This is a genomic window from Sedimentitalea sp. XS_ASV28 (genome assembly GCF_041224545.1).
GTDB lineage: Bacteria > Pseudomonadota > Alphaproteobacteria > Rhodobacterales > Rhodobacteraceae > Sedimentitalea.
In genome coordinates, this window is sequence record NZ_JBGFGP010000176.1 from 150,652 (window position 1) to 171,625 (window position 20,974).

General features: G+C 61.2%; 21 protein-coding genes. 10 read left to right on the forward strand and 11 right to left on the reverse strand.

Annotation, left to right across the window (positions count from 1 at the left end):
* Nucleotides 1–118: 118 nt before the first annotated feature.
* Nucleotides 119–2,137: a transketolase gene (gene tkt, locus AB9K34_RS22555; RefSeq protein WP_369956901.1), complete on the forward strand. Its 2,019-nt coding sequence runs from the start codon at nucleotides 119–121 to the stop codon at nucleotides 2,135–2,137.
* A gap of 124 nt (nucleotides 2,138–2,261) precedes the next feature.
* Entirely contained in the window at nucleotides 2,262–2,573 is a 312-nt protein-coding gene (locus AB9K34_RS22560; RefSeq protein WP_369956902.1) for a hypothetical protein, read from the forward strand.
* A gap of 75 nt (nucleotides 2,574–2,648) precedes the next feature.
* Here AB9K34_RS22560 and AB9K34_RS22565 read toward each other — a convergent pair whose 3' ends face one another.
* Nucleotides 2,649–3,620, reverse strand: coding sequence for a DUF808 domain-containing protein (locus AB9K34_RS22565; RefSeq protein WP_369956903.1), 972 nt, complete (start codon nucleotides 3,618–3,620; stop codon nucleotides 2,649–2,651).
* A gap of 183 nt (nucleotides 3,621–3,803) precedes the next feature.
* Here AB9K34_RS22565 and gap point away from each other — a divergent pair, with 183 nt between their 5' ends.
* Both gap and AB9K34_RS22575 read left to right on the forward strand, forming a co-directional pair.
* Nucleotides 3,804–4,808, forward strand: coding sequence for a type I glyceraldehyde-3-phosphate dehydrogenase (gene gap / locus AB9K34_RS22570; protein ID WP_369956905.1), 1,005 nt, complete (start codon nucleotides 3,804–3,806; stop codon nucleotides 4,806–4,808).
* A gap of 84 nt (nucleotides 4,809–4,892) precedes the next feature.
* Nucleotides 4,893–5,036 (forward strand): hypothetical protein, encoded by a 144-nt coding sequence (locus AB9K34_RS22575; protein WP_369956907.1) that lies wholly within the window; start codon nucleotides 4,893–4,895, stop codon nucleotides 5,034–5,036.
* Between the two features lie 11 nt (nucleotides 5,037–5,047).
* Here the strand turns inward: AB9K34_RS22575 and coaD are convergent, their stop codons facing one another.
* The 3 genes from coaD to AB9K34_RS22590 form a co-directional block, all read right to left on the reverse strand.
* Nucleotides 5,048–5,548: a pantetheine-phosphate adenylyltransferase gene (coaD, locus tag AB9K34_RS22580; protein ID WP_369956908.1), complete on the reverse strand. Its 501-nt coding sequence runs from the start codon at nucleotides 5,546–5,548 to the stop codon at nucleotides 5,048–5,050.
* 134 nt (nucleotides 5,549–5,682) lie between these two features.
* Nucleotides 5,683–6,123 (reverse strand): CBS domain-containing protein, encoded by a 441-nt coding sequence (locus AB9K34_RS22585; RefSeq protein ID WP_369956910.1) that lies wholly within the window; start codon nucleotides 6,121–6,123, stop codon nucleotides 5,683–5,685.
* A 131-nt stretch (nucleotides 6,124–6,254) separates the two neighbouring features.
* On the reverse strand, nucleotides 6,255–7,151 hold the full coding sequence (locus AB9K34_RS22590; RefSeq protein WP_369956911.1) for a LysR family transcriptional regulator: 897 nt from the start codon (nucleotides 7,149–7,151) through the stop codon (nucleotides 6,255–6,257).
* A gap of 105 nt (nucleotides 7,152–7,256) precedes the next feature.
* Here AB9K34_RS22590 and AB9K34_RS22595 point away from each other — a divergent pair, with 105 nt between their 5' ends.
* On the forward strand, nucleotides 7,257–8,756 hold the full coding sequence (locus tag AB9K34_RS22595) for a CoA-acylating methylmalonate-semialdehyde dehydrogenase (RefSeq protein ID WP_369956913.1): 1,500 nt from the start codon (nucleotides 7,257–7,259) through the stop codon (nucleotides 8,754–8,756).
* A gap of 137 nt (nucleotides 8,757–8,893) precedes the next feature.
* Here AB9K34_RS22595 and AB9K34_RS22600 read toward each other — a convergent pair whose 3' ends face one another.
* Nucleotides 8,894–9,505 (reverse strand): VPLPA-CTERM sorting domain-containing protein, encoded by a 612-nt coding sequence (locus AB9K34_RS22600; RefSeq protein ID WP_369956914.1) that lies wholly within the window; start codon nucleotides 9,503–9,505, stop codon nucleotides 8,894–8,896.
* Nucleotides 9,506–9,787: 282 nt separating this feature from the next.
* Between AB9K34_RS22600 and AB9K34_RS22605 the strand changes: the two genes are divergently transcribed.
* Nucleotides 9,788–10,387: a L,D-transpeptidase gene (locus AB9K34_RS22605; protein ID WP_369956916.1), complete on the forward strand. Its 600-nt coding sequence runs from the start codon at nucleotides 9,788–9,790 to the stop codon at nucleotides 10,385–10,387.
* 107 nt (nucleotides 10,388–10,494) lie between these two features.
* Here the strand turns inward: AB9K34_RS22605 and AB9K34_RS22610 are convergent, their stop codons facing one another.
* Nucleotides 10,495–11,466 carry a class I SAM-dependent methyltransferase gene (locus AB9K34_RS22610; RefSeq protein WP_369956917.1) on the reverse strand — a complete coding sequence of 324 codons (972 nt, stop codon included), beginning with the start codon at nucleotides 11,464–11,466 and terminating at the stop codon, nucleotides 10,495–10,497.
* Nucleotides 11,467–11,495: 29 nt separating this feature from the next.
* Here AB9K34_RS22610 and AB9K34_RS22615 point away from each other — a divergent pair, with 29 nt between their 5' ends.
* The 4 genes from AB9K34_RS22615 to mmsB all read left to right on the forward strand — a co-directional run bounded on the left by AB9K34_RS22615 (nucleotide 11,496) and on the right by mmsB (nucleotide 15,806).
* Nucleotides 11,496–12,614 carry a carboxylate-amine ligase gene (locus AB9K34_RS22615; RefSeq protein WP_369956919.1) on the forward strand — a complete coding sequence of 373 codons (1,119 nt, stop codon included), beginning with the start codon at nucleotides 11,496–11,498 and terminating at the stop codon, nucleotides 12,612–12,614.
* A gap of 118 nt (nucleotides 12,615–12,732) precedes the next feature.
* On the forward strand, nucleotides 12,733–13,875 hold the full coding sequence (locus AB9K34_RS22620; RefSeq protein ID WP_369956921.1) for an acyl-CoA dehydrogenase family protein: 1,143 nt from the start codon (nucleotides 12,733–12,735) through the stop codon (nucleotides 13,873–13,875).
* A 7-nt stretch (nucleotides 13,876–13,882) separates the two neighbouring features.
* The gene (locus AB9K34_RS22625) at nucleotides 13,883–14,920 is read left to right on the forward strand and encodes an enoyl-CoA hydratase/isomerase family protein (protein WP_369956923.1); all 1,038 of its coding nucleotides are present in this window, start codon (nucleotides 13,883–13,885) and stop codon (nucleotides 14,918–14,920) included.
* Between the two features lie 10 nt (nucleotides 14,921–14,930).
* Nucleotides 14,931–15,806, forward strand: a complete 876-nt coding sequence (gene mmsB / locus AB9K34_RS22630; RefSeq protein WP_369956924.1) for a 3-hydroxyisobutyrate dehydrogenase — start codon at nucleotides 14,931–14,933, stop codon at nucleotides 15,804–15,806.
* Between the two features lie 119 nt (nucleotides 15,807–15,925).
* On the opposite strand, the gene AB9K34_RS22635 is transcribed toward mmsB, so the two are convergent.
* The 5 genes from AB9K34_RS22635 to AB9K34_RS22655 all read right to left on the reverse strand — a co-directional run bounded on the left by AB9K34_RS22635 (nucleotide 15,926) and on the right by AB9K34_RS22655 (nucleotide 20,885).
* Nucleotides 15,926–16,744 (reverse strand): substrate-binding domain-containing protein, encoded by an 819-nt coding sequence (locus tag AB9K34_RS22635; RefSeq protein WP_369956926.1) that lies wholly within the window; start codon nucleotides 16,742–16,744, stop codon nucleotides 15,926–15,928.
* Nucleotides 16,745–16,771: 27 nt separating this feature from the next.
* Nucleotides 16,772–17,515 (reverse strand): ATP-binding cassette domain-containing protein, encoded by a 744-nt coding sequence (locus AB9K34_RS22640; protein ID WP_369956927.1) that lies wholly within the window; start codon nucleotides 17,513–17,515, stop codon nucleotides 16,772–16,774.
* Nucleotides 17,508–18,221, reverse strand: a complete 714-nt coding sequence (locus AB9K34_RS22645; protein WP_369956928.1) for an ABC transporter permease — start codon at nucleotides 18,219–18,221, stop codon at nucleotides 17,508–17,510. The genes AB9K34_RS22640 and AB9K34_RS22645 overlap by 8 nt, the downstream gene beginning before the upstream one ends.
* 240 nt (nucleotides 18,222–18,461) lie before the next feature.
* On the reverse strand, nucleotides 18,462–19,592 hold the full coding sequence (ispG, locus tag AB9K34_RS22650) for a flavodoxin-dependent (E)-4-hydroxy-3-methylbut-2-enyl-diphosphate synthase (protein ID WP_369956929.1): 1,131 nt from the start codon (nucleotides 19,590–19,592) through the stop codon (nucleotides 18,462–18,464).
* 72 nt (nucleotides 19,593–19,664) lie between these two features.
* Nucleotides 19,665–20,885, reverse strand: coding sequence for a helix-turn-helix domain-containing protein (locus tag AB9K34_RS22655; RefSeq protein WP_369956930.1), 1,221 nt, complete (start codon nucleotides 20,883–20,885; stop codon nucleotides 19,665–19,667).
* Nucleotides 20,886–20,974: the final 89 nt, after the last annotated feature.

A 20,974-nucleotide genomic window follows, 5' to 3' on the forward strand; every position in this document is an offset into this window, starting at 1 on the left:
TGCGCGTTGAAGCACCGGCCAAACTGCGCCGGTCAGGCGCTTGATCTTTGGGATGCGGCTGCTATTGAGCAGTCCAAGTTACCGCGAACACCATACTGACCGCGAAAGGAGCGACCACGTGGATCTTACCGAATTGCGCAACGCCAACCCGGACCACTGGTCAAAAGCGACCGCCATCCGTGCCCTGACGCTCGATGCCGTCCACGCGGCCAATTCCGGCCACTCCGGTATGCCGATGGGTATGGCGGATGTCGCGACCGTCCTGTTCGAGAAGCACCTGAAATTCGACGCGGCGGCGCCGGACTGGGCGGATCGCGACCGCTTCATCCTTTCGGCCGGACATGGGTCCATGTTGCTATATTCGCTGCTTTATCTCACCGGATCGCGCGAAATCACGCTGGACGAGATCAGGAATTTCCGCCAGTGGGGAGCCAAAACCGCAGGCCATCCCGAGAATTTCCTCGCCAAGGGCATCGAAACGACGACGGGTCCGCTGGGCCAGGGAATCGCCAACTCGGTCGGCTTTGCCATTGCCGAGGAAGCGCAACGCGCGCGCTTCGGCAAGAAAATCGTCGATCACCACACCTATGTCATCGCCGGTGACGGCTGCCTGATGGAAGGTATCAGCCACGAGGCAATCGGCCTGGCCGGACGTTTGCAACTGGGTAAGCTGATCGTTCTCTGGGACAACAACAACATCACCATCGACGGCACCGTCGCGCTCTCAGACAACACAAATCAGGTGCAGCGTTTCAAGGCCGCCGGCTGGCACGTGATCGAGATCGATGGTCACGACCCGGTTGCAATCGACGCGGCGCTGACCGCCGCCAGGAAGTCGCGCAAGCCGTCGATGATCGCCTGCAAGACCCATATTGCCCTGGGCCACGCCGCACAGGACACCTCCAAGGGACACGGCGCGCTGACCGATGAAGATCAGCTCAACGCGGCCAAACAGGCCTATGGATGGACCACCGGCCCGTTCGTCATTCCCGACGACATCAAATCGGCCTGGGAAGCCATCGGCAACCGCGGTGCCACCGAACGTGCGGCATGGGAAGCACGTCTGGCAGAACTCCCCGAGCGCCGGCGCGACGAATTCAACCGCGCCTACGCGTTCGACGTGCCCAAACGCCTGCCCGCGACGATCCGTGCGCTCAAGAAACAGGCCAGCGAAGCCGCCCAAAAGGTCGCAACGCGCAAGTCGAGCGAGATGGTGCTCGAGGTGGTGAACCCGGTGATGAAGGAAACCATCGGCGGCAGCGCCGACCTTACGGGGTCCAACAACACCAAGACCGGCGATCTGGGCGTCTTCTCGCCCGAAGACCGCAAGGGCCGCTATATCTATTATGGCATCCGCGAACACGGCATGGCGGCCGCGATGAACGGCATGGCCCTGCATGGCGGCATCCGTCCCTATGGCGGCACATTCATGTGCTTTACCGACTACGCCCGCCCATCCATGCGCCTGGCCGCGCTGATGAAGATTCCCAGCGTGTTCGTCATGACCCATGACAGTATCGGTCTCGGCGAAGATGGCCCGACACACCAGCCGGTCGAGCATCTGGCGATCAGCCGCGCCACCCCGAACACCTATGTGTTCCGCCCCGCCGATACCGTGGAGACCGCCGAGGCTTGGGAACTGGCCCTCACCAGCAAGAACACGCCCTCCGTGCTCTCGCTGACGCGACAGGGCCTTCCGACCGTGCGCACCGAGCACAAGCAAAGGAACCTGACCGCGCAGGGCGCCTATGTTCTGGCCGAGGCTGAGGGCAAACGGCAAGCGATCCTGATCGCCACCGGGTCCGAGGTGTCCGTCGCGATGAAGGCGCGCGAGATGCTGCAAGCGGATGGCATCGGCACGCGGGTGGTCTCGATGCCCTGCATGGAACTCTTCGCCGAACAGGAAGAAGCCTATCGCAAGCGTGTACTCCCCGCTGGCCCGGTGCGGGTCGGGATCGAAGCCGCCGTGCGACAAGGCTGGGATCGCTGGTTGCTCGGCGAACGGGGACGCGCGCCCAAGGCCGGTTTCATCGGCATGGACAGCTTTGGTGCCTCGGCACCGGCCGAGGAGCTGTTCGAGAAATTCGGCATCACCGCCGAGGCCACCGTTGCCAAGGTCAGGGAATTGCTGGGCTGACACCGGCAATCCGATGCAACCGAAACGCCGCGCCTTGATCGGGCGCGGCTTTTTTCTGTTCTGGCGAGAGGCTGTGTGCTAGCATTCTCCAATAGATTGAACGCAAAAGATAGGTCGCGACAACATGGTCAGCAAAATCAAAAAGATGAAAAAGCTCGCGGTGAAGAAACCGGTCTATTTCGTCAAGCTCGTCAACCAGACATCGCCGAAATTCGCCCACAATGCGATCGCCGCGAACAAGGACGTGATCTGGACATATGAATACTGGTTGGAATCCAACACAAGCGCCAAAGGTGCGCTTGAACTGGAAATGGATCTCAACAAGATGAAGAAAAAGAACGAGAATGCGCAAAGCAAGGCGATGAATGACGATGCGATCAGCGCCGTGCAAAACCATGTCGGCAAGGAGTACGAGGTCAAGCTGACCAGCCGCTGATCCTGCCTGGCCAGCAAACCCCGAAAAGCACATCCTTGCAATCAGGAGCCGCCGCATTCAACTCAGCGGCGCGGGTCATGCCGCGTCGTTCTTCCCCGAGACCATGGCGATAAGCGGCCCGACAACACGTGTTGCCACCGGGATCAACACGATCCCCCATAAGAGGCCGAAAATTCCGTCCATCGTGGCTGTTGCAATCCACTTGACCGTTGCTGTCCAGTTCTCGGGCACCATGCTCCCGGCGGCAGAGGCAAGCTCGCTTATCTGGTGATAGAGCCAGGGGAAGCCCAGCACCTCAAGGCCGTGCAGGATGATCGAGCCACCCACCCACAGCATCGCGGCCGTACCGACGATCGACAGGATTTTCATCAGGATCGGCATCGCCTTGACCAGCCAGCGACCAAGCGATTGCCCCAGGCCCGTTTTGCCGTTTTTCGCAAGGTACAGTCCGACATCATCCATTTTGACAATCACGGCCACCGCTCCGTAGACCGCGATCGTCACCCCTGCCCCGACCACGGCCAGTGTCGCGGCCTGCATCCAGACATTCGGTGCCTCGATCGCTGCCAGCGCGATGGTCATGATCTCGGCAGACAGGATGAAATCGGTCTTGATGGCCCCCTTGACCTTCTCTTCCTCCAGATGGCCCGGATCCTTGACCGTCATGTCTGCGGCCACATGCTCGTCCCCGTGCGGAAAGAGCACATGAAACACCTTTTCCGCCCCCTCAAAACACAGGTAGGATCCCCCTATCATCAGCAGCGGCGTAATCAGCCAGGGTGCAAAATTGGCCAACAGCATCGCAACAGGCAGCAGCAATACCAGCTTGTTGAAGAACGAACCGCGCGCAATGCGCCATATGATCGGCAATTCGCGCGCAGGGGCAAATCCCTGGACGTATTTCGGGGTCACCGCCGCGTCATCGATGATGACCCCCGCCGTCTTGGCGCCGGCCTTGCCCGCAGCCGCGACAACATCATCCACCGAGGCCGCCGCCACCTTGGCAATTGCCGCAACATCGTCCAGTAATGCCAGAAGCCCGCTCATGCCCTGTCCCTTTTTACCCTGTGGCTCTGCATCAACCTAACGTATTGATCCTGCAGGGCAAGCGTTAGCGCAACCGGGCACAGTTTGCGCTAACACATTGCGAATGCGGCTTTTTCTCCCTTTTTCTGAATCGATTACGAGGCTATATGCCCCCCAAGGCACAAAATTGTGGAGCCACAAAGTATGACCATTAACGTCGGTATTAACGGATTTGGCCGGATTGGCCGCTGTACCCTGAGCCATATTGCGGCAAGCGGCCGCAATGACATCCGGGTCGTCAAGGCCAATGCAACAGGCCCGATCGAAACCGCCGCGCACCTGCTGCGCTATGACAGCATTCACGGGCGCTATGCGCAGGATATCCGCGTCGGTGAACGCACGCTGGATCTGGGCCAGGGCGAAATCGAGATGTTCTCGACCTACGATCCGCAGGAACTCGACTGGTCCGGTTGCGACGTGGTTCTGGAATGCACCGGCAAGTTCAACGACGGCAACAAGGCCAATGTCCACCTGGAGCGCGGCGCCAAGTCGGTTCTGATTTCCGCCCCGGCCAAGAACGTACAGAAAACCGTGGTCTTCGGCGTCAATGACGAGATGCTCGCCAAGGGCGACACGATGATCAGCAATGGTTCCTGCACCACCAACTGCCTTGCGCCGCTGGCCAAGGTGCTGGACGAAGCCATTGGCATCGAACACGGCATCATGACCACGATCCACTCCTATACCGGCGACCAGCCGACACTTGATCGTCGTCACAACGATCTCTATCGCGCACGGGCCGCCGCAATGGCGATGATCCCGACATCGACCGGCGCGGCCAAGGCCCTGGGCGAGGTTCTGCCGAACCTCAAGGGTCGCCTGGACGGTTCGGCGATCCGCGTCCCGACCCCCAATGTCTCGGCTGTCGATCTGACCTTCCGCGCCGCGCGTGACGTGACGGCAGAAGAGGTCAATGCCGCCGTCGCGCAGGCCGTCAAAGGCCCGATCGGCAAGGTGATGGCCTATGATCCCGAGCCCAAGGTTTCCATCGATTTCAACCATACCGAAGAAAGCAGCATCTTCGCGCCGGACCAGACCCGTGTCGTTGACGGTCGCATGGTGCGCGTGCTCGCCTGGTATGACAATGAATGGGGCTTTTCGGTCCGCATGGCCGATGTCGCCGCCGCGATGGGTCGCCTGAACGGCTGATAACCACGCGCACGGATCGCCATTGAAGATGATCGCCCGGTCAGGCATAGCTGGCCGGGCGTTTTCGTTTCAATCGAGGTCTAAATGTCCAACAGCCTCGCCCTGGTTCTGGGCCTGATCATCCTCGGATTCATCCTGACAGATGTCGTGCTGTTCGATGCAGAGCATCTCGTGTTTCTCGGAAAGAAATTCCTCGCCTTCACCGAGTGGATTGCGTTCTGGCGCTAGACGGCTGGTGCTCAGGTCGATTGCTTCAGCCGGTCCAGCAACGCCTTGCGCACATTCGGAGTTACGAATCTCGACACATCTCCGCCCAGCCGTGCGATTTCCTTGACCAGCTTGCTTGCGATCGGCTGGTACTTGGCATCGGCCATCAGGAATACCGTTTCGACATCGTCGGTCAGCATGCGGTTCATGCCCACCATCTGATACTCGTATTCGAAATCCGCCACGGCCCGCAGCCCCCGGACGATGGTCTGGGCCCCGACATCCCGCGCGCAATCGATCAACAGGTTTTCGAACGGATGCACGACAATCTCGGTGCCGGTCTGTTCGGCCAGTTTCGCGCAATCCTCTTCGATCATGGCCACGCGCTCTTCCAGAGAGAACAACGGCCCCTTGTCGCGATTGATCGCAACGCCGATCACGAGGCGGTCAACCATCGGACAAGCGCGCCGTATGATATCGGCATGGCCCAGCGTGATCGGATCAAACGTGCCGGGATAGAGTGCTATGCGCATGTGGGGGTCTCTCCTGCCTTATGCGAGCTGATGCCGAACCAATACCAGAACGCCGGAATTTGCAAGCAAGCTCTTGCTGGCAAACAATATTTCATTTCAAAAACGAGGTTTCACAACCGGCTCCGTCATGGGCGTCAGTGGCCCATGATCATGCCTTCCAGCGCCTGCTTTTCCATCGACAGCTGTGACAGTTGCGCCTTGACCACGTCGCCAAGCGTCACCAGACCAATCAGGTTGCCTTCCGGCGCAACCACCGGCATGTGGCGAAAGCGGCCTTCGGTCATCTGTTCGAGTATCTTTTGCGCCGTTGCCTCGGCGGTGCAGGTCACGACCTCGGTCGTCATGTAGGCGCTGACCGGTTGTTCAAGGCAGACACTTCCCACCCGCGCAAGCTCGCGCACGATGTCCCGTTCCGACAGGATACCGATCGCAGTGGTCCCGCCATCATCAGACACCACGAGCGAACCAATCCTGTTGTCAGCCAATACCTTGGCCGCTTCCGATACCTTCGCCGTGGACACGATGGTGAGCACACCCGAGGTGGCCTTGGACTTGAGGATCTGCTGCACCAGCATTGACGTGACCTCCGCAACAAAATTTCAATGCAAAAAGCCTTGCCGCAATACGAGATCGTGTCAAGGCTCCCCTCGCCGATGCGCTCGGCCACGATGACAATTGGTCGCAATGTCATGCGCCCCGGCGCGCGTCAGCTCATCGCCTCAAGTCGCATCACTTCATCGCGCACACCGCTCGCCAGGGACTCGGAAAAACGGTTCAGACGCTGGCTGCGCTGATCCCCCTGATGCCTGACGAGATAAAAGCTGCGGGTCAGGCTGATCTTGTCACTGAGCACCTTGCACAAGGTGCGATGCGCCGGCAGCGAGAAGTCATGCGCAATACCGAAACCCGCATCCTGGCACAGCAGCCTGAGCTGCACCGGCACCGAGTTTGACGCCAGAGGCACGCGCTCCACGCCAAGCCTGTCGAGATAGTCCAGTTCCGCGTCAAATATCATGTCCGGGATATATCCCACCATACGGCGCCCTCGCAGGTCTTCGACCGTCTCAAGCGCCGGACTGTTGCGCAGATAGCGTTGGCTCGCGACCAGATGCAGCTTGTAATCCGTGATCTTCTTGACCAGCAACTGACCGGCCGATGGCGCGCTGACGGCAATGGCCATGTCCGCCTCGCGGCGCGACAGGTTGACGACACGGGGCAAGGCCACGATCTGAATGTCCAGATCGGGATTTTCCCGGCCAAGCCTGGCGCATACCTGCGGCAGCAGATAATTCGCACAGCCATCCGGCGCACCGATCCGCATCTGCCCGGTCATGCCCTCGCTCTGGCGGTCCAGCGTTTCGGTGGCCGCGCGCATCGCCTGCTCTGCTGCCTCACCGTGTTCAAGAAACCGTTCGCCCGCTTCGCTCAGTGCGTAGCCCTGCGGTGATTTGACGAATAACGGCACCCCGAACGCCGATTCGAGCCGCGACACCCGCCGCCCGACGGTCGCCGGATCGATCTTGAGCACCCTCCCCGCTGCGGAAAGGCTCTCGTGCCGGGCCACGGCCAGAAATATCCGGACATCATCCCAATGCGGTTCCATCGCTCACCCCTACAATTCTGCAAAGCCTTTTTGAAATCTTGCGTCTGTTCAATGTGATTTTGCAATACTATGGTCGCGCCAAATCGTCTTCAGGAGGAACAGCATATGCAAGAGCTGACACATTACATCAACGGCGCTCATGTTAAGGGGCAATCCGGCCGCTTTGCCGATGTCATGAACCCTGCCACCGGCGAGGTGCAGGCCAGAGTGCCGCTTGCCAACGGAGAGGAACTGGCAGAAGCGGTCGAAGCCGCCAAGGCCGCACAGGTCGGCTGGGCAGCGACCAACCCGCAGCGTCGGGCGCGTGTCCTGATGAAATTCGTCGACCTGCTGAACCGTGACATGAAAAAGCTCGCCGAGGCATTGTCGCGCGAGCATGGCAAGACGCTGCCCGATGCCGCCGGCGACGTTCAGCGCGGTCTTGAGGTGGTCGAATACTGCATCGGCGCTCCGCAGATGCTCAAAGGCGAATTCACCGATGCCGCCGGCCCCGGGATCGACATGTACTCCATGCGCCAACCGCTTGGCGTGACGGCCGGGATCACCCCGTTCAATTTCCCCGCGATGATCCCGATGTGGATGTTCGCCCCGGCCATTGCCTGCGGGAACGCCTTTATCCTCAAGCCGTCCGAACGTGACCCCTCTGTGCCGCTCATGCTGGCCGAGTTGATGGAAGAAGCCGGTTTGCCCAAGGGTGTCTTGCAGGTGGTCAATGGCGACAAGGAGGCCGTGGACGCGATCCTGTATCATCCGGAAATCCAGTCGATCGGCTTTGTCGGTTCGACCCCGATCGCTGAGTACATCTATGGAACCGGGTGCTCTCAAGGCAAGCGCGTGCAGTGTTTTGGCGGTGCCAAGAACCATATGATCGTAATGCCCGACGCCGATATGGACCAGGCGGCCGACGCACTGGTTGGCGCAGGTTACGGCGCGGCGGGCGAACGCTGCATGGCGATTTCGGTTGCCGTCCCGGTGGGCGACAAGACCGCCGATCGCCTGATCGAAAAACTGGTGCCGCGCATCGAAAAGCTCAAGGTCGGCCCCTATACGGCTGGCGATGATGTCGATTACGGCCCCGTCGTCACCGCGGCGGCCAAGGCGAATATCGAACGCCTGGTACAGACCGGGATCGACCAGGGCGCAAAGCTTGTGGTGGATGGCCGTGACTTCAAACTGCAGGGCTATGAAAACGGGTACTTTGTCGGTGCGCATCTCTTTGACCACGCAACCCCGGACATGGACATCTACAAGACCGAGATTTTCGGCCCGGTTCTGACCACGGTGCGCGCGCAAACTTATGAAGAGGCGCTCAAACTGGCAATGGATCACGAATACGGCAACGGCACGGCGATCTTTACCCGCGACGGTGACACGGCCCGTGACTTCGCCAATCGCGTGAATGTCGGCATGGTCGGTATCAACGTCCCGATTCCCGTGCCGTTGGCCTATCATACATTCGGCGGCTGGAAGAAATCGGTATTCGGCGACCTGAACCAGCACGGCCCGGATGCGTTCAAATTCTACACCCGCACCAAAACCGTGACATCCCGCTGGCCCAGCGGCATCAAGGACGGCGGCGAATTCTCCATTCCGGTGATGGAATAACCGCACGGAAAGAAACGAAAAGGCGCCATCCGGCGCCTTTTTTACGCCTGCGTTCCGGGCGTTACACCGGCCTTGGCACGACAAAAAAGGGCGGTCCCATGACCGCCCCCTTCGAAACCCCTGCGAAATCGCTGGTATCAGGCCGCTTTCTTTCTGCGGCGCATGGCGACGAGGCCACCCATGCCGCCCAGCAGCAACAGACCCGACGCCGGCAGCGGCACCGGCGAAATGTCAGCTTGCACCAGCGTGACGGTCGCGGTCGTGGTGATCGACGAGCCGGGCAGGATTGTGCGCCCACCCTGGAAGTTGATCGACACGATCCCGGTGTTGCCGAACGCAACATCGACCGGCACGTCGTCCCACTGAAGCTCTCCGGCCCCGATGAAACCGCCGATGACACCGACGACACCACCCGAACCGCCACTGGACGCTGCAATGGTCGGCGCGTCGAAGGCGAGTGTCGCCGACGCCGTGTAGTTCTCGTAGAACCCGGTCCCGTTGCCGGTAAAGGTCAGAAAATCGAAAGTCTCGGAATCGCCGACATTGTTCAATTCGAATGTCGTACCGATCAGACCATCCGCCAGGCTCTCGCTGATACAGTCGCCAGAACCGGTGCAGCCCGAGAAAAAGCCGTCAACCGGCGTCAGGTCGACAGAAGAGCCGGCCCCGATCGTGAAAGTCGATGCCTGGGCGACCCCCGCCAGCATCAAGGCACCTGCTGCGCAGATCGCCAGTAGTTTCCTATTCATATGTTCAAGTCCCTGTTCCCAAATCTCGTTACCAACCGGGCGACGAACACCCGGCTTCACAAAAATGACATTATCAGGCCGCGGCTTTTCGATCAAGTTCAAGACATTGCATGGCGAGTGGGTTTCCTCACCTCAACCGCCGCGCGATCGGGGCCTGCGATCGTCCGTACCGCAACGGCCCCTAACATTCTCGTGATGGTCGATGATGTCGCGGCTTCTCCGTTTGCATCATGGCGTTGCCGATCATAAATATCAGCAAAGACGTGATCGCGAGGCGACGAAATGACCAAGACCAACCTCAGCAGGCGCTCCCTTGTCCTGGGCGTCGCAACCGCCCTGGCAACGCCGGCAGTGCTCCGCGCACAATCAACCGATGCCTTCCCGGACTCCGAAGCCGCGATCCGCGATCGCGTGCCGGTGCGCCGAAACAGTTCCTCGTTCCGGATGCAGCGCTGGCAGGATCACTTTGATTCGCTGGGCAAGGGATGCCTTCTCGCCGACATAACCAGCCGGGCGTTGCATTATTGGGGACCGGATGACAACACCTACCTGTTGTTCCCCTCTTCCGTGCCGATGTCCGAGGAACTGACGCGCCGCGGCTATTCCAGGATCGTGCGCAAGGCCGAAAACCCCCGCTGGACCCCGACCCCCAACATGCGCAAGCGCGACCCCAGCCTGCCCGTCTTCATGGAAGGCGGACCGGGCAATCCGCTGGGCACGCGCGCCATGTATCTCGACTGGCCCGCCTATCTCGTTCACGGCACCCAAGACACCCGCAAGATCGGCCGGCAAAGCTCGTCCGGCTGCATCGGTCTCTATAACGAGCATGTCGAACAACTTTACCCGCTGGTTCAGATCGGCACGCAGGTCCGCCTGCTCTGAACCCGCAGAACAGGCCGATCCCGGATTTCATCTTTGTGAAAATACTCCGGGGGTGAACGGGAGAAATCCCGGATTTCTCCCGGAGGGGGCAGCGCCCCCTGCCCGCCCTACCGTTTCCTGATCCAGAAACTCTGCGCCCGTCCCGTGGCGAGAAACGGCAACGCGGCCACGGCGTCGGGTCGCTCCTGTTGCAGGAAATAGCCGGGCCACAATATCTCATACCCTCCCCCCTGCAGCAACGCGTGAAGCATGTATTGCTCGGCCCAGGATGGGCAGTCGTAAAAGAAGCGCTTGGGATATTCGTAAGGCAGGAAAACATCATGCACATGGATGATGACGCCCGGGGCCAGCGCCGGGATGATGCGGCAAAACAGATGCGCGACATCGTTGCTCATGCGAACCTGATGGCTGCTGTCGATGAACAGTATGTCGCCCTCGGCCAGTTCCGCAAACATTGACGGCTCCAGACTTTCGACCGTCGCCTGTTCGAACCGGTCCACGACATCGGCAACATCCGCGCGGGGCCATGGATCGACGGCAGTAAGCGTCGTGTTCAGACCGCCGTCGATAATGGCCTGGCGCGTGATCCGGGTGGAGTTGCCACACCCGACCTCGATCACCCGTTGCGGTCGCGCGCGCCGCACCATGAGGTAGAGCGCCTCTGCATCCGGGCTGTCGAAATAGCCATTCTCCGGAGCATATCCCGCTGCTCCACCACCGCCCATCAGGCACGCCAGCGCGTCTTCATGGTCCCCGTAGTCCGAGACAAGCAAAGAGATATCGAAACCGTCCATCCCCGGAGACAAGGCATAGGCTGGCGCATCCAGACCGCCGCGCGCTTCGAAGGCACGCAATCTCTCCTGCTCGGCGCGATAGGCATCACCGTCCGCCAATCGCACATCAAGATCAGCCAGCAAGCTGTTGATCTTGCGAATCCTGCTTCCGTTTCCCATCCCGCCCGTCCCGTCAACCCATCCGCCCATGCGGCATTTGCCCGCTGACTTGCCCTGTTCGGCGGAGCATCGCAACCCGCCACCGGCCGATTTTTCGCTTGGCAACGGCGCGGTCAGGGCTTTCACTGGGGCAAATCTATCAGTGGGAGGACAACATGCAGCAGGATTTCACCATCGGGATCGAGGAAGAATACCTGCTGGTCGACCGCGACAGCTTCGACCTTGCCGAAGCGCCACCCGAGCTCATGTCGGCCTGCCAATCCGATCTCGAAGATCAGGTCAGTCCCGAGTTCCTGCAATGTCAGATCGAGGTCGGCACCCGTGTCTGCGGTTCGATTGCCGAGGCGCGCGAGGATCTGAAACACCTGCGCGCCTGCGTGTCGCGTCACGCCGCCGAATACAATCTCGCGCCGATTGCGGTGTCCTGCCATCCCTTTGCCGACTGGAAGGATCAGCAACACACCGAAAAGGATCGCTATAACGCGCTCGAGCGCGCACTTGGCGGCGTCGCGCGGCGCATGCTGATCTGTGGCATGCATGTGCATGTCGGTATCGAAGAACCCGCGCTGCGCACCGACCTGATGCCGCAGCTGAGCTATTTTTTGCCGCACCTGCTGGCGCTCTCCTCCTCGTCACCCTTCTGGCAGGGCGATGATACGCGGCTGGCGTCATACCGCCTGACGATCTTTGACAACCTGCCACGCACCGGCCTGCCGCCGCATTTCGAAAGCTGGGCCGAGTACGAGCGCACCACCGGCACGCTGATTGATCTGGACATCATAGAAGACACCAGCAAGATCTGGTGGGACCTGCGCCCGTCGCATAATTTCCCGACCCTTGAAACGCGGATCATGGACGTGCAACCGCGTCTTGAACACACGCTCGCGCTGGCGGCAATGATCCAGGCCCTGACCCGGATGCTGTGCCGCCTGCGCGAGCGCAACCAGCGCTGGCGCACCTACGATCGCTTCCTGATTGCCGAAAACCGCTGGCGCGCGCAGCGATACGGCACGAGCGAGGGGCTGATCGATTTCGGTGACCGTTCGGTCAAGCCGTTCGATGTGCTCCTCGATGAGTTGATCGGCCTGCTCTCGGAGGATGCCGAAGCCCTGCAAACACAGCAGGAACTGGCGACCCTGCGCGGCATCGTACGGGACGGAACCAGCGCCGCGCGACAAAGGCGGGTCCATGCCGAAGCGGCCGAGGCCGGCACGCATCCGCCCGGCGTCGCCGTCGTGAAGCACCTGATCGAAGAGTTTCATGCCGATCTCTGACCATATGGGCAGTCCTGACCGCAGGCTTTTGCAAGTGCGGATTGCATATGCCGGCAATATTCCTGTAAGAATCCGGAATTAAACAATCGTTCAATTCGACGCGCTGGAGGAGACCCGCATGGATTTCGCAATGACCGAGGAACAAACCGCCATTTTCGACATGGCGCGGGCGTTCGGGCAGGAAAACATCGCCCCCTTCGCACGCCAGTGGGAAGCCGATGGCACGATACCCAAATCCCTGTGGCCGCAAATTGGCGAACTGGGCTTTGGCGGGCTCTATGTCAGCGAAGAGTCCGGTGGCTCGGGCCTGAGCAGGCTTGACGCCACGCTGGTCTTTGAGGCCCTGAGCATGGCTTGCCCGTCGGTCGCCTCGTTCCTGTCCATCCACAATATGTGCGCCAAGATGATCGACACCTTCGCCAGTGACGAGATGAAGGAGCGGGTTATGCCGGGCGTCGTTTCGCTGGAGACGGTGCTGTCCTATTGCCTGACCGAGCCGGGTTCGGGCAGCGACGCCGCCGCGCTCAAGACCCGCGCGGAAAAGACCGACAGCGGTTATGTGCTGAACGGGACCAAGGCATTCATCTCGGGCGGCAGCTATTCCGACGCCTATGTCTGCATGGTCCGCACGGGCGAGGCTGGCCCCAGGGGCATCTCGACCGTCTATGTCGAGGACGGAACGCCCGGCCTGTCCTTTGGTGGCCTTGAGGACAAGATGGGCTGGCGCAGCCAGCCTACTGCCCAGGTCCAGTTCGACGATTGCAAGATCCCCGAAAACAACCTGGTCGGCGAAGAGGGACAAGGTTTCAAATACGCGATGATGGGCCTGGATGGCGGGCGGCTCAATATCTCGTCCTGCTCGCTGGGGGCGGCGCAGGCGGCGTTGGACCTGACGCTGACCTACATGTCCGAACGCAAGGCGTTTGGCACCTCGATCGACCAGTTCCAGGGGCTGCAATTCCGCCTCGCCGACATGGAGATCGAATTGCAGGCCGCGCGCGTCTTCCTGCGCCAGGCCGCGTGGAAGCTCGATCAGGGCGCTCCCGACGCATCCAAGCATTGTGCGATGGCCAAGAAATTCGTGACCGAGGCGGGCAGCAGGATCGTCGATCAGTGCCTGCAATTGCATGGCGGTTACGGCTACCTCGCGGATTACGGCATCGAAAAACTGGTGCGTGATCTGCGGGTCCACCAGATTCTCGAAGGCACCAACGAGATCATGCGGGTGATCGTGGCGCGGCACATGCTCGCATCGCGGTAAGACGGTCGTGAGCGACATCAACATTCGCGTTGAGGGGCGCGCCGGTCGGATCACACTGACCCGGCCAAAGGCGCTGAACGCGCTCAGCCATGACATGTGCCGCGCGATCGACACCGCCCTGCACCTGTGGCGCGAAGAAGAACAGGTGGCGCTGGTCATCATAGATGCCGAGGGCGACAAGGCCTTTTGCGCCGGGGGCGACATTGCCGAACTCTACGAAACCGGAATGCGCGGGGAATACGACTATGGCCAGTCGTTCTGGCGTGACGAATACCGGCTGAATGCGCTGCTCGCCACCTATACGAAACCGGTCGTCAGTTTCATGCAGGGTTTCACCATGGGTGGCGGAGTCGGCATCGGCTGTCACGGCAAACATCGCGTCGTCGAGGAAAGCAGCCGGATCGCGATGCCCGAATGCGGCATCGGTCTGGTGCCCGACGTGGGCGGCAGCTATCTTCTGGCGCGTGCGCCCGGACATCTGGGCGTCTATCTGGGCACGACCGCCGCGCGGATGGATGCCGCCGACGCGATTTTCGCGGGGTTCGCCGACCACTTCATCCCGCGTGCCGAATGGGGCGACCTGATCGAGCTGATCGAAGCGAGCGGCGATGTCTCCGTTCTGAGCACACATGCAAAGACACCGCCGGACGCTGCGCTGAGCACGCGACAACCCGAGATCGACCGCCTGTTCGCCGCCCCCACCTTATCCGGCATTCAGGAAAACCTCGCGCGTGAGGACACCGAATTCGCCAGGGCGACCGGCGCGGCGATGTTGCGGAATTCCCCGCTGGCCATGGCTTGCGCGCTTGAAATCATTCGCTTTTTGCAGGCGGAATCCGCTGACATGTACCACGCTTTGAGGATGGAATATCGCTATACCCACCGCGCGATGCAGCAGGGCGATTTCCTTGAAGGGATCCGCGCGGCGATCATTGACAAGGATCGCAATCCGAAGTGGAAATTCGCCGGCGCACCGGTGCCACGCGACGCCATCGAAGCGATGCTCGCTCCGCTCGGCGCAGAGGGGTTGAAGTTTGACAGATGAGGAGAACGCCATGAAAATCGGGTTTATCGGGCTGGGCAACATGGGCGCGCCAATGGCCGCCAACCTGGCCGCGGCCGGTCACGAGGTGGTCGGCTTTGACATGGCCGATGTCACCGTCAACGGGGTGAGTATGGCAGCATCCGCCGCCGAATGTGCGTCGGGTGCCGAGGTGGTCATCACCATGCTGCCCAACGGCGACATTCTTCGCTCGGTCGCCGCGGACATCATCCCCGCGATGACCAAGGGCGCGGCGCTTGTCGATTGTTCGACCGTGGACGTGGACAGCGCCCGCGCGGTTGCGGCAGATGCCGAAGCCGCCGGACTTTTGGCGGTGGATGCCCCGGTTTCCGGTGGTGTCGGCGGCGCATCTGCCGGCACGCTGACCTTCATGGCCGGCGGAAGCACACCCGCCTTTGCCAAGGCCGCACCGCTGTTTGACATCATGGGGCAGAAAGCCGTGCATTGCGGTGATGCTGGCGCCGGACAGGCGGCGAAAATCTGCAACAACATGATCCTCGGGGTCACGATGATCGCGACCTGCGAGGCCTTTGCATTGGCCGACAAGCTCGGGTTGGACCGGCAAAAAATGTTCGACGTGGTCAGCACCTCGTCCGGCTATAGCTGGTCCATGAACGCCTATTGCCCGGCACCTGGCGTCGGCCCGCAAAGCCCCGCCGACAACGACTATAAACCCGGATTTGCCGCCGATCTCATGCTCAAGGATTTGCGCCTGAGCCAGCAGGCCGCCGAGAGTGCGGACGCGGACACCCCGATGGGACAGCTCGCCCAGACGCTCTATGCGCAATTTGTCGAGAATGAAGATGGCAAGGGCCGTGATTTCAGCGCGATGCTGCCGCGTTTTGAAAAGCGGGGCCGCGCGGAATAGAGCATTTCGCGACCGACCCGAAACCGCCCGCATCACCTGACGCGTTGAAACCTTCGATTTCAGGCAGTGTCATGTGACGCGGGCAAGAACGCGAACCGCTTGGCCCGCGCCCCGGTGTTTTATTGAGCGTTCGGGAAGAAGAGCTGCTCCCCGTCAAGTTTGTAGCCGGCGATGGCGGCCTGGCCTTCTTCGCCGGTCAGCCAGTCGATAAAGCTCTGCCCCTCGGCTGCCTTGACATGCGCATGCTTTTCCGGATTCACGAGGATGACCCCGTATTGGTTGAACAGTTTCGGGTCACCTTCGACAAGAATTTTCATGCCGCTCTTGTTGCCGAACGCAATCCATGTCGCCCGATCGCTGAGCACATAGGCGTCCATCCCGGCGGCCGCGTTCAGTGTCGCTCCCATGCCCGAGCCGGTCTCGCGATACCACTCCCCCGAATGCGCGGCGACATCGACATTCGCCTCTTCCCAGTGGCGCAGCTCGGCCTTGTGCGTGCCGCTGTCGTCGCCGCGCGAGGCAAATGGGGCGTTGGCCTCGGCAATCTGTCTGAATGCGGCAACGATATCCTTGCCACCTGCGACCCCGGCGGGGTCCTCTTCGGGACCGATCAGAACGAAATCATTATACATCACATCCCGGCGTTCGACGCCCCAGCCATCGGCCACGAATTTCTCTTCCGCCGGCTTGGCGTGCACCAGCAGGACGTCCCCATCCCCGTTCATCGCGTTCTTGATCGCCTGCCCGGTCCCGACCGCGACCACCCGCACTTCGATGCCGGTCTTGTCCTTGAACGTCGGCAGGATCGCGTCCAGCAAGCCCGAGTTCTGGGTCGAAGTGGTGGATTGCACCACGATGAAATTGTCATCGGCAAACGCTGCCGATCCGGTGGTCAGCGCCAGCCCCAAGGCCACGCCCCGGACAAATTTTCCGAACATATTCAAACTCTCCATCAGTGTTTTGGATTACAAGACCAGCGCCCCCGCCAGAAAGCGGCGCGCCGCCTGGCTTTGCGGGGCATCAAAGAAATCGCGCGCGAGGGCATGCTCGGCGACCTGCCCGGTCTGCATGAGCACGATGTCATGACCCATGCGCCGGGCCTGACCGATATCGTGGGTCACCATGACAATGCGGGTGCCGCGTCGTGCCGCCATCAGAACCATCGCCTCGATACGCTGCGTCGCCGATGGATCCAGCGCACTTGTCGGTTCATCGAGAAAGAGAATATCGGGTACGCGCGCCAGCGCCCGCAAGATCGCAAGACGCTGCGCTTCGCCTCCGGAAAGGCTGCGCGCAGGTTGCCGCGCTTTTCCCGCAAGCCCGCCTTCGTCCAGCAGAGTTGCAATTCTCGCCTTGCGATCGCGGCGCGTCAACTTTTGTCGTTTCAACACAAAGTCGAGATTTGCGGCAACCGACCGGCGCAGCAGGACCGGCTTCTGGAACACCATCGCCTGTCGTGACCGCGCCGCGGCATTCAGCGGCACCCCGCCCTGCCGCACCACCCCGCAATCGGGCGTGATCAAGCCGTGAAGGCAGCGCAGAAGCAAGCTCTTGCCGGCACCGTTGGGTCCCAGGATCACCGTGGGCCCCGGCCCGTCGAGCGCCAGATGCGCAATGTCGAGCAGCGTGCCGCCATTGCGCCCGATCCGCAGACCGGATGCCTCGATCAGGGGCTGCCCAAAGGCTTCGTCGGCCAACAGGTCACGCATGACGCATCTCGCCCTGCCCTTCGCGCACCGCCAGCAGGCTGACCAATCCGGTGACGCCGACCGCGATGCCGATCAGGATCGCGCCAAGCGCCAGCGCCAGCGCGAGATTTCCCTTGGAGGTCTCAAGCGCGATGGTGGTGGTCATCACTCGCGTCACGTGATTGATGTTGCCGCCGACCATGATCACCGCTCCGACCTCGGCAATCGCCCGTCCGAACCCCGCCAGCAAGGCGGTCAGCAGCGCGACCCGGCCATCCCAGACAAGCGTCGGAACAGAGGCCAGTCGCGAGACCCCGAGGCTTCTCAACTGCTCGGCATATTCCGCGTCCAGCGTTTCGACGGTCTGCCGGGTCAGTGCCGCGATGATCGGTGTCACCAGGACAACCTGCGCAATGATCATCGCGGTCGGCGTATAAAGCAATTGCAGCACCCCGAGCGGCCCGGAACGCGACAACATCAGGTAAACCAGCAGTCCCACGACAACCGGCGGAAGCCCCATCAATGCGTTCAACAACACGACAACCAGCCGCCTGCCGGGAAAACGTCCAACCGCAAGCGCCGCCCCCAGCGGCATCCCGATCGCCGCAGCGACCACAACCGCCAGCAAAGATACCTTGAGAGACAACAGGACAATTGCCCAGAGTTCCGAATCTCCAGAGAGAATCAGACGCATGGCCGACATGAATTCTTGTGAAAAATCCTGCATGACGTCCGAAAATATCCCGATTTACGTATATTATGCAAATCCTGTCACATTACGGGGGCGCAAGGCAAACCAATATCCGCACGATGCCGGTTGCACCTGTGGCGGTTCTCCGACCAGACCGCCAAGACGTGCAAGGACATGCGATGGCATAAGACAGGTTTCAGGCTGTACGGCGCGACAGGTTCGAACACGCCCGGCGACGCCCCGACGGAGGTCGCGGATCGGGATCGCTAAAGGGTGCTATTCTGCCGCCTGCGCCGCCGCGTTCGCCGCTTCGATTTCGGCGGCCTTTTTCTCGACCTGCTCGACGATATGGTCGATCATCGCGTCATTGCCCATCTTGTGACTCTGCTTGCCTGCAAGATAGACCATGCCGCTGCCCGCACCGCCGCCGGTGAAACCGACATCCGTCATCAGCGCCTCGCCGGGGCCATTCACCACGCAACCGATGATCGAAAGGCTCATCGGGGTCTTGATGTGTTCCAACCGCTTTTCAAGCATTTCGACGGTCTTGATCACGTCGAACCCCTGCCGCGCGCAGCTTGGGCAACTGATGATGTTCACCCCGCGATGGCGCAGCCCGAGCGACTTGAGGATCTCGTAGCCCACCTTGACCTCTTCGACCGGGTCGGCGCTCAGGCTGACACGGATGGTATCGCCGATCCCCATCCAGAGCAGATTACCCAGACCAATCGCCGATTTGATTGTGCCACTGACAAAGCCGCCAGCCTCGGTTATGCCAAGATGAATGGGCGCGTCGGTCGCTTCGGCAAGCTGTTGATAGGCCGCCGCCGCCATGAATACATCAGACGCCTTGACGCTGATCTTGAACTCGTGAAAATCGTTATCCTGCAGGATCCTGATATGCTCCAGCCCGCTTTCGAGCATCGCATCCGGACAGGGTTCGCCGTATTTCTCAAGAAGGTGCTTTTCAAGGCTGCCGGCATTGACACCGATCCGGATCGAGCACCCGTGATCGCGGGCCGCCGAAATCACCTCGCGCACCCGTTCGGGCGATCCGATATTTCCCGGATTGATCCGCAGACAGGCCGCACCGGCCTCGGCCGCCTCGATGCCACGGCGATAATGAAAATGGATATCCGCAACAATCGGAACCGGGCTCTCGGCAACGATTTCCTTCAGCGCCCGCGCCGATGCCTCGTCCGGAACAGACACCCGCACGATGTCTGCCCCCGCTTCGGCGGCGGCCTGCACCTGAGCCACGGTTGCCGCAACGTCCGTGGTCAGCGTGTTGGTCATGGTCTGCACCGAAATTGGCGCATCCCCGCCCACCGGCACGTTCCCCACCATGATCCGGCGAGACTCTCGGCGATAGATATTGCGCCAGGGGCGAACGGGGTTGAGCGACATGACAGCGGTCCATGTTCCGTTGGGATTACCGGCCCTAGATAGATCGCCAACGCCCCAACGGCAATGGCCCGATCAGGGTTGCGCCGGTTCGGTCTGGGCTTCTGCGACCATGCGCGCAAGGTCGCGATCCTGTTCCAGATCGGCAATCTGGAAGCGGTCCTGCACTTCCTCGACCGACAGGGGCAGGTTCGACGTAACACGCCCGCGTTCGCCAACGGGGCCGAAATGCTGATTCCGGTAGGCAAAATAGATCGCCCCCGACTCGCCCGCCCGCAGGGTTGGCGGCTCTTCGGTCAGCGGCACATCATAGCGCTGGCCACCTTCCATGATGCCCTCGAAAATCACCGTTCCGTCTGCGGCAGTCACCCGGACCCATGACGGGCGCACGGCAACCATCTGCAACTGGGGCGCAACATCTTCCACGACCTGCGGCACCGCCGCCCCGTCCGGGCGCGGCCCGTCAAGACGCGGGTCGTAGGAATTGAGGTTCCCGGCGACCTGCAGATCGGGCAGGTCGGGCTGGCTGAAGGTTCCGCCACTGCGCGGATCGAGCGTTGAAATCGGCGCATCCCGCGCGACCAGAACCGGCACATCCAGAGCCTGCGGGCGATAAAGCCTGTCCAGCGCCTCGGCGCGTCGCATTTCACCCGTCTCTTCGTCATCGTCCTGCACCGCCCCCTTGAGCGGATCGAGATCGGACAGAACCACGGGGGCCTGCTCGACCGGGGCGAGTTGGACCTGCTGAACCTGTTTGAGCACGCTCCAGCCACCAAAGCCGATACCGCCGATCAGCGCCAGCAACACCAGCATCGCCCCGACGGCCCGCGGCTCGACATGGCTGAAGACGCTTTCGCGCAGTGGAATGAACGGCGTGTTGGGCGAGGTGAACGGATCGCTGAGCCTGTCGCGCCCGACATTTCCGCCGCCATTCTGCTGTTTCTTGACGGTAGAGGCCGCCGCCGACATTCCATGCGCGACGGTAAAACCGCTTTCCCGACAAAACGCCGCAAAGGACTCGTCGGGATCCATGTTGAGATACCGCGCATAAGAGCGGACATAGCCGGCGATGAATCCGGGCGTATCAAAGGCGGAGGGGTCGGAATTCTCGATCGCGGCGACATATGACGCCTTGATGCGCAATTCCCGCTGCACATCCAGAAGAGACTTGCCCATGGTCGCACGTTCACCGCGCATCGTGTCGCCAAGACGCAACTCGAAATCGTCAAACCCCTTGGGTCTCACGACGTCTTCTTCTACGACCTCTGATGTGCGCGAATGCTTGCGCCCGATCATGCCTGCCCCATATCGACTGCTGCGTCCCGTCACAGCGATTTGAGTCGTCCCTTTCGACTCGTTCACGCTCTTCTTTAGATTATGCTAAC

Excerpts from the sequence above, each read along its gene's own strand:
- AB9K34_RS22560 (WP_369956902.1), top strand. The coding sequence starts at position 2,262 with ATGGTCAGCAAAATCAAAAAGATGAAAAAGCTCGCGGTGAAGAAACCG.
- AB9K34_RS22565 (WP_369956903.1), bottom strand. The coding sequence starts at position 3,620 with ATGAGCGGGCTTCTGGCATTACTGGACGATGTTGCGGCAATTGCCAAG.
- gap (WP_369956905.1), top strand. The coding sequence starts at position 3,804 with ATGACCATTAACGTCGGTATTAACGGATTTGGCCGGATTGGCCGCTGT.
- AB9K34_RS22575 (WP_369956907.1), top strand. The coding sequence starts at position 4,893 with ATGTCCAACAGCCTCGCCCTGGTTCTGGGCCTGATCATCCTCGGATTC.
- coaD (WP_369956908.1), bottom strand. The coding sequence starts at position 5,548 with ATGCGCATAGCACTCTATCCCGGCACGTTTGATCCGATCACGCTGGGC.
- AB9K34_RS22585 (WP_369956910.1), bottom strand. The coding sequence starts at position 6,123 with ATGCTGGTGCAGCAGATCCTCAAGTCCAAGGCCACCTCGGGTGTGCTC.
- AB9K34_RS22590 (WP_369956911.1), bottom strand. The coding sequence starts at position 7,151 with ATGGAACCGCATTGGGATGATGTCCGGATATTTCTGGCCGTGGCCCGG.
- AB9K34_RS22595 (WP_369956913.1), top strand. The coding sequence starts at position 7,257 with ATGCAAGAGCTGACACATTACATCAACGGCGCTCATGTTAAGGGGCAA.
- AB9K34_RS22600 (WP_369956914.1), bottom strand. The coding sequence starts at position 9,505 with ATGAATAGGAAACTACTGGCGATCTGCGCAGCAGGTGCCTTGATGCTG.
- AB9K34_RS22605 (WP_369956916.1), top strand. The coding sequence starts at position 9,788 with ATGACCAAGACCAACCTCAGCAGGCGCTCCCTTGTCCTGGGCGTCGCA.
- AB9K34_RS22615 (WP_369956919.1), top strand. The coding sequence starts at position 11,496 with ATGCAGCAGGATTTCACCATCGGGATCGAGGAAGAATACCTGCTGGTC.
- AB9K34_RS22620 (WP_369956921.1), top strand. The coding sequence starts at position 12,733 with ATGGATTTCGCAATGACCGAGGAACAAACCGCCATTTTCGACATGGCG.
- mmsB (WP_369956924.1), top strand. The coding sequence starts at position 14,931 with ATGAAAATCGGGTTTATCGGGCTGGGCAACATGGGCGCGCCAATGGCC.
- AB9K34_RS22635 (WP_369956926.1), bottom strand. The coding sequence starts at position 16,744 with ATGTTCGGAAAATTTGTCCGGGGCGTGGCCTTGGGGCTGGCGCTGACC.
- AB9K34_RS22640 (WP_369956927.1), bottom strand. The coding sequence starts at position 17,515 with ATGCGTGACCTGTTGGCCGACGAAGCCTTTGGGCAGCCCCTGATCGAG.
- AB9K34_RS22645 (WP_369956928.1), bottom strand. The coding sequence starts at position 18,221 with ATGCAGGATTTTTCACAAGAATTCATGTCGGCCATGCGTCTGATTCTC.
- ispG (WP_369956929.1), bottom strand. The coding sequence starts at position 19,592 with ATGTCGCTCAACCCCGTTCGCCCCTGGCGCAATATCTATCGCCGAGAG.
- AB9K34_RS22655 (WP_369956930.1), bottom strand. The coding sequence starts at position 20,885 with ATGATCGGGCGCAAGCATTCGCGCACATCAGAGGTCGTAGAAGAAGAC.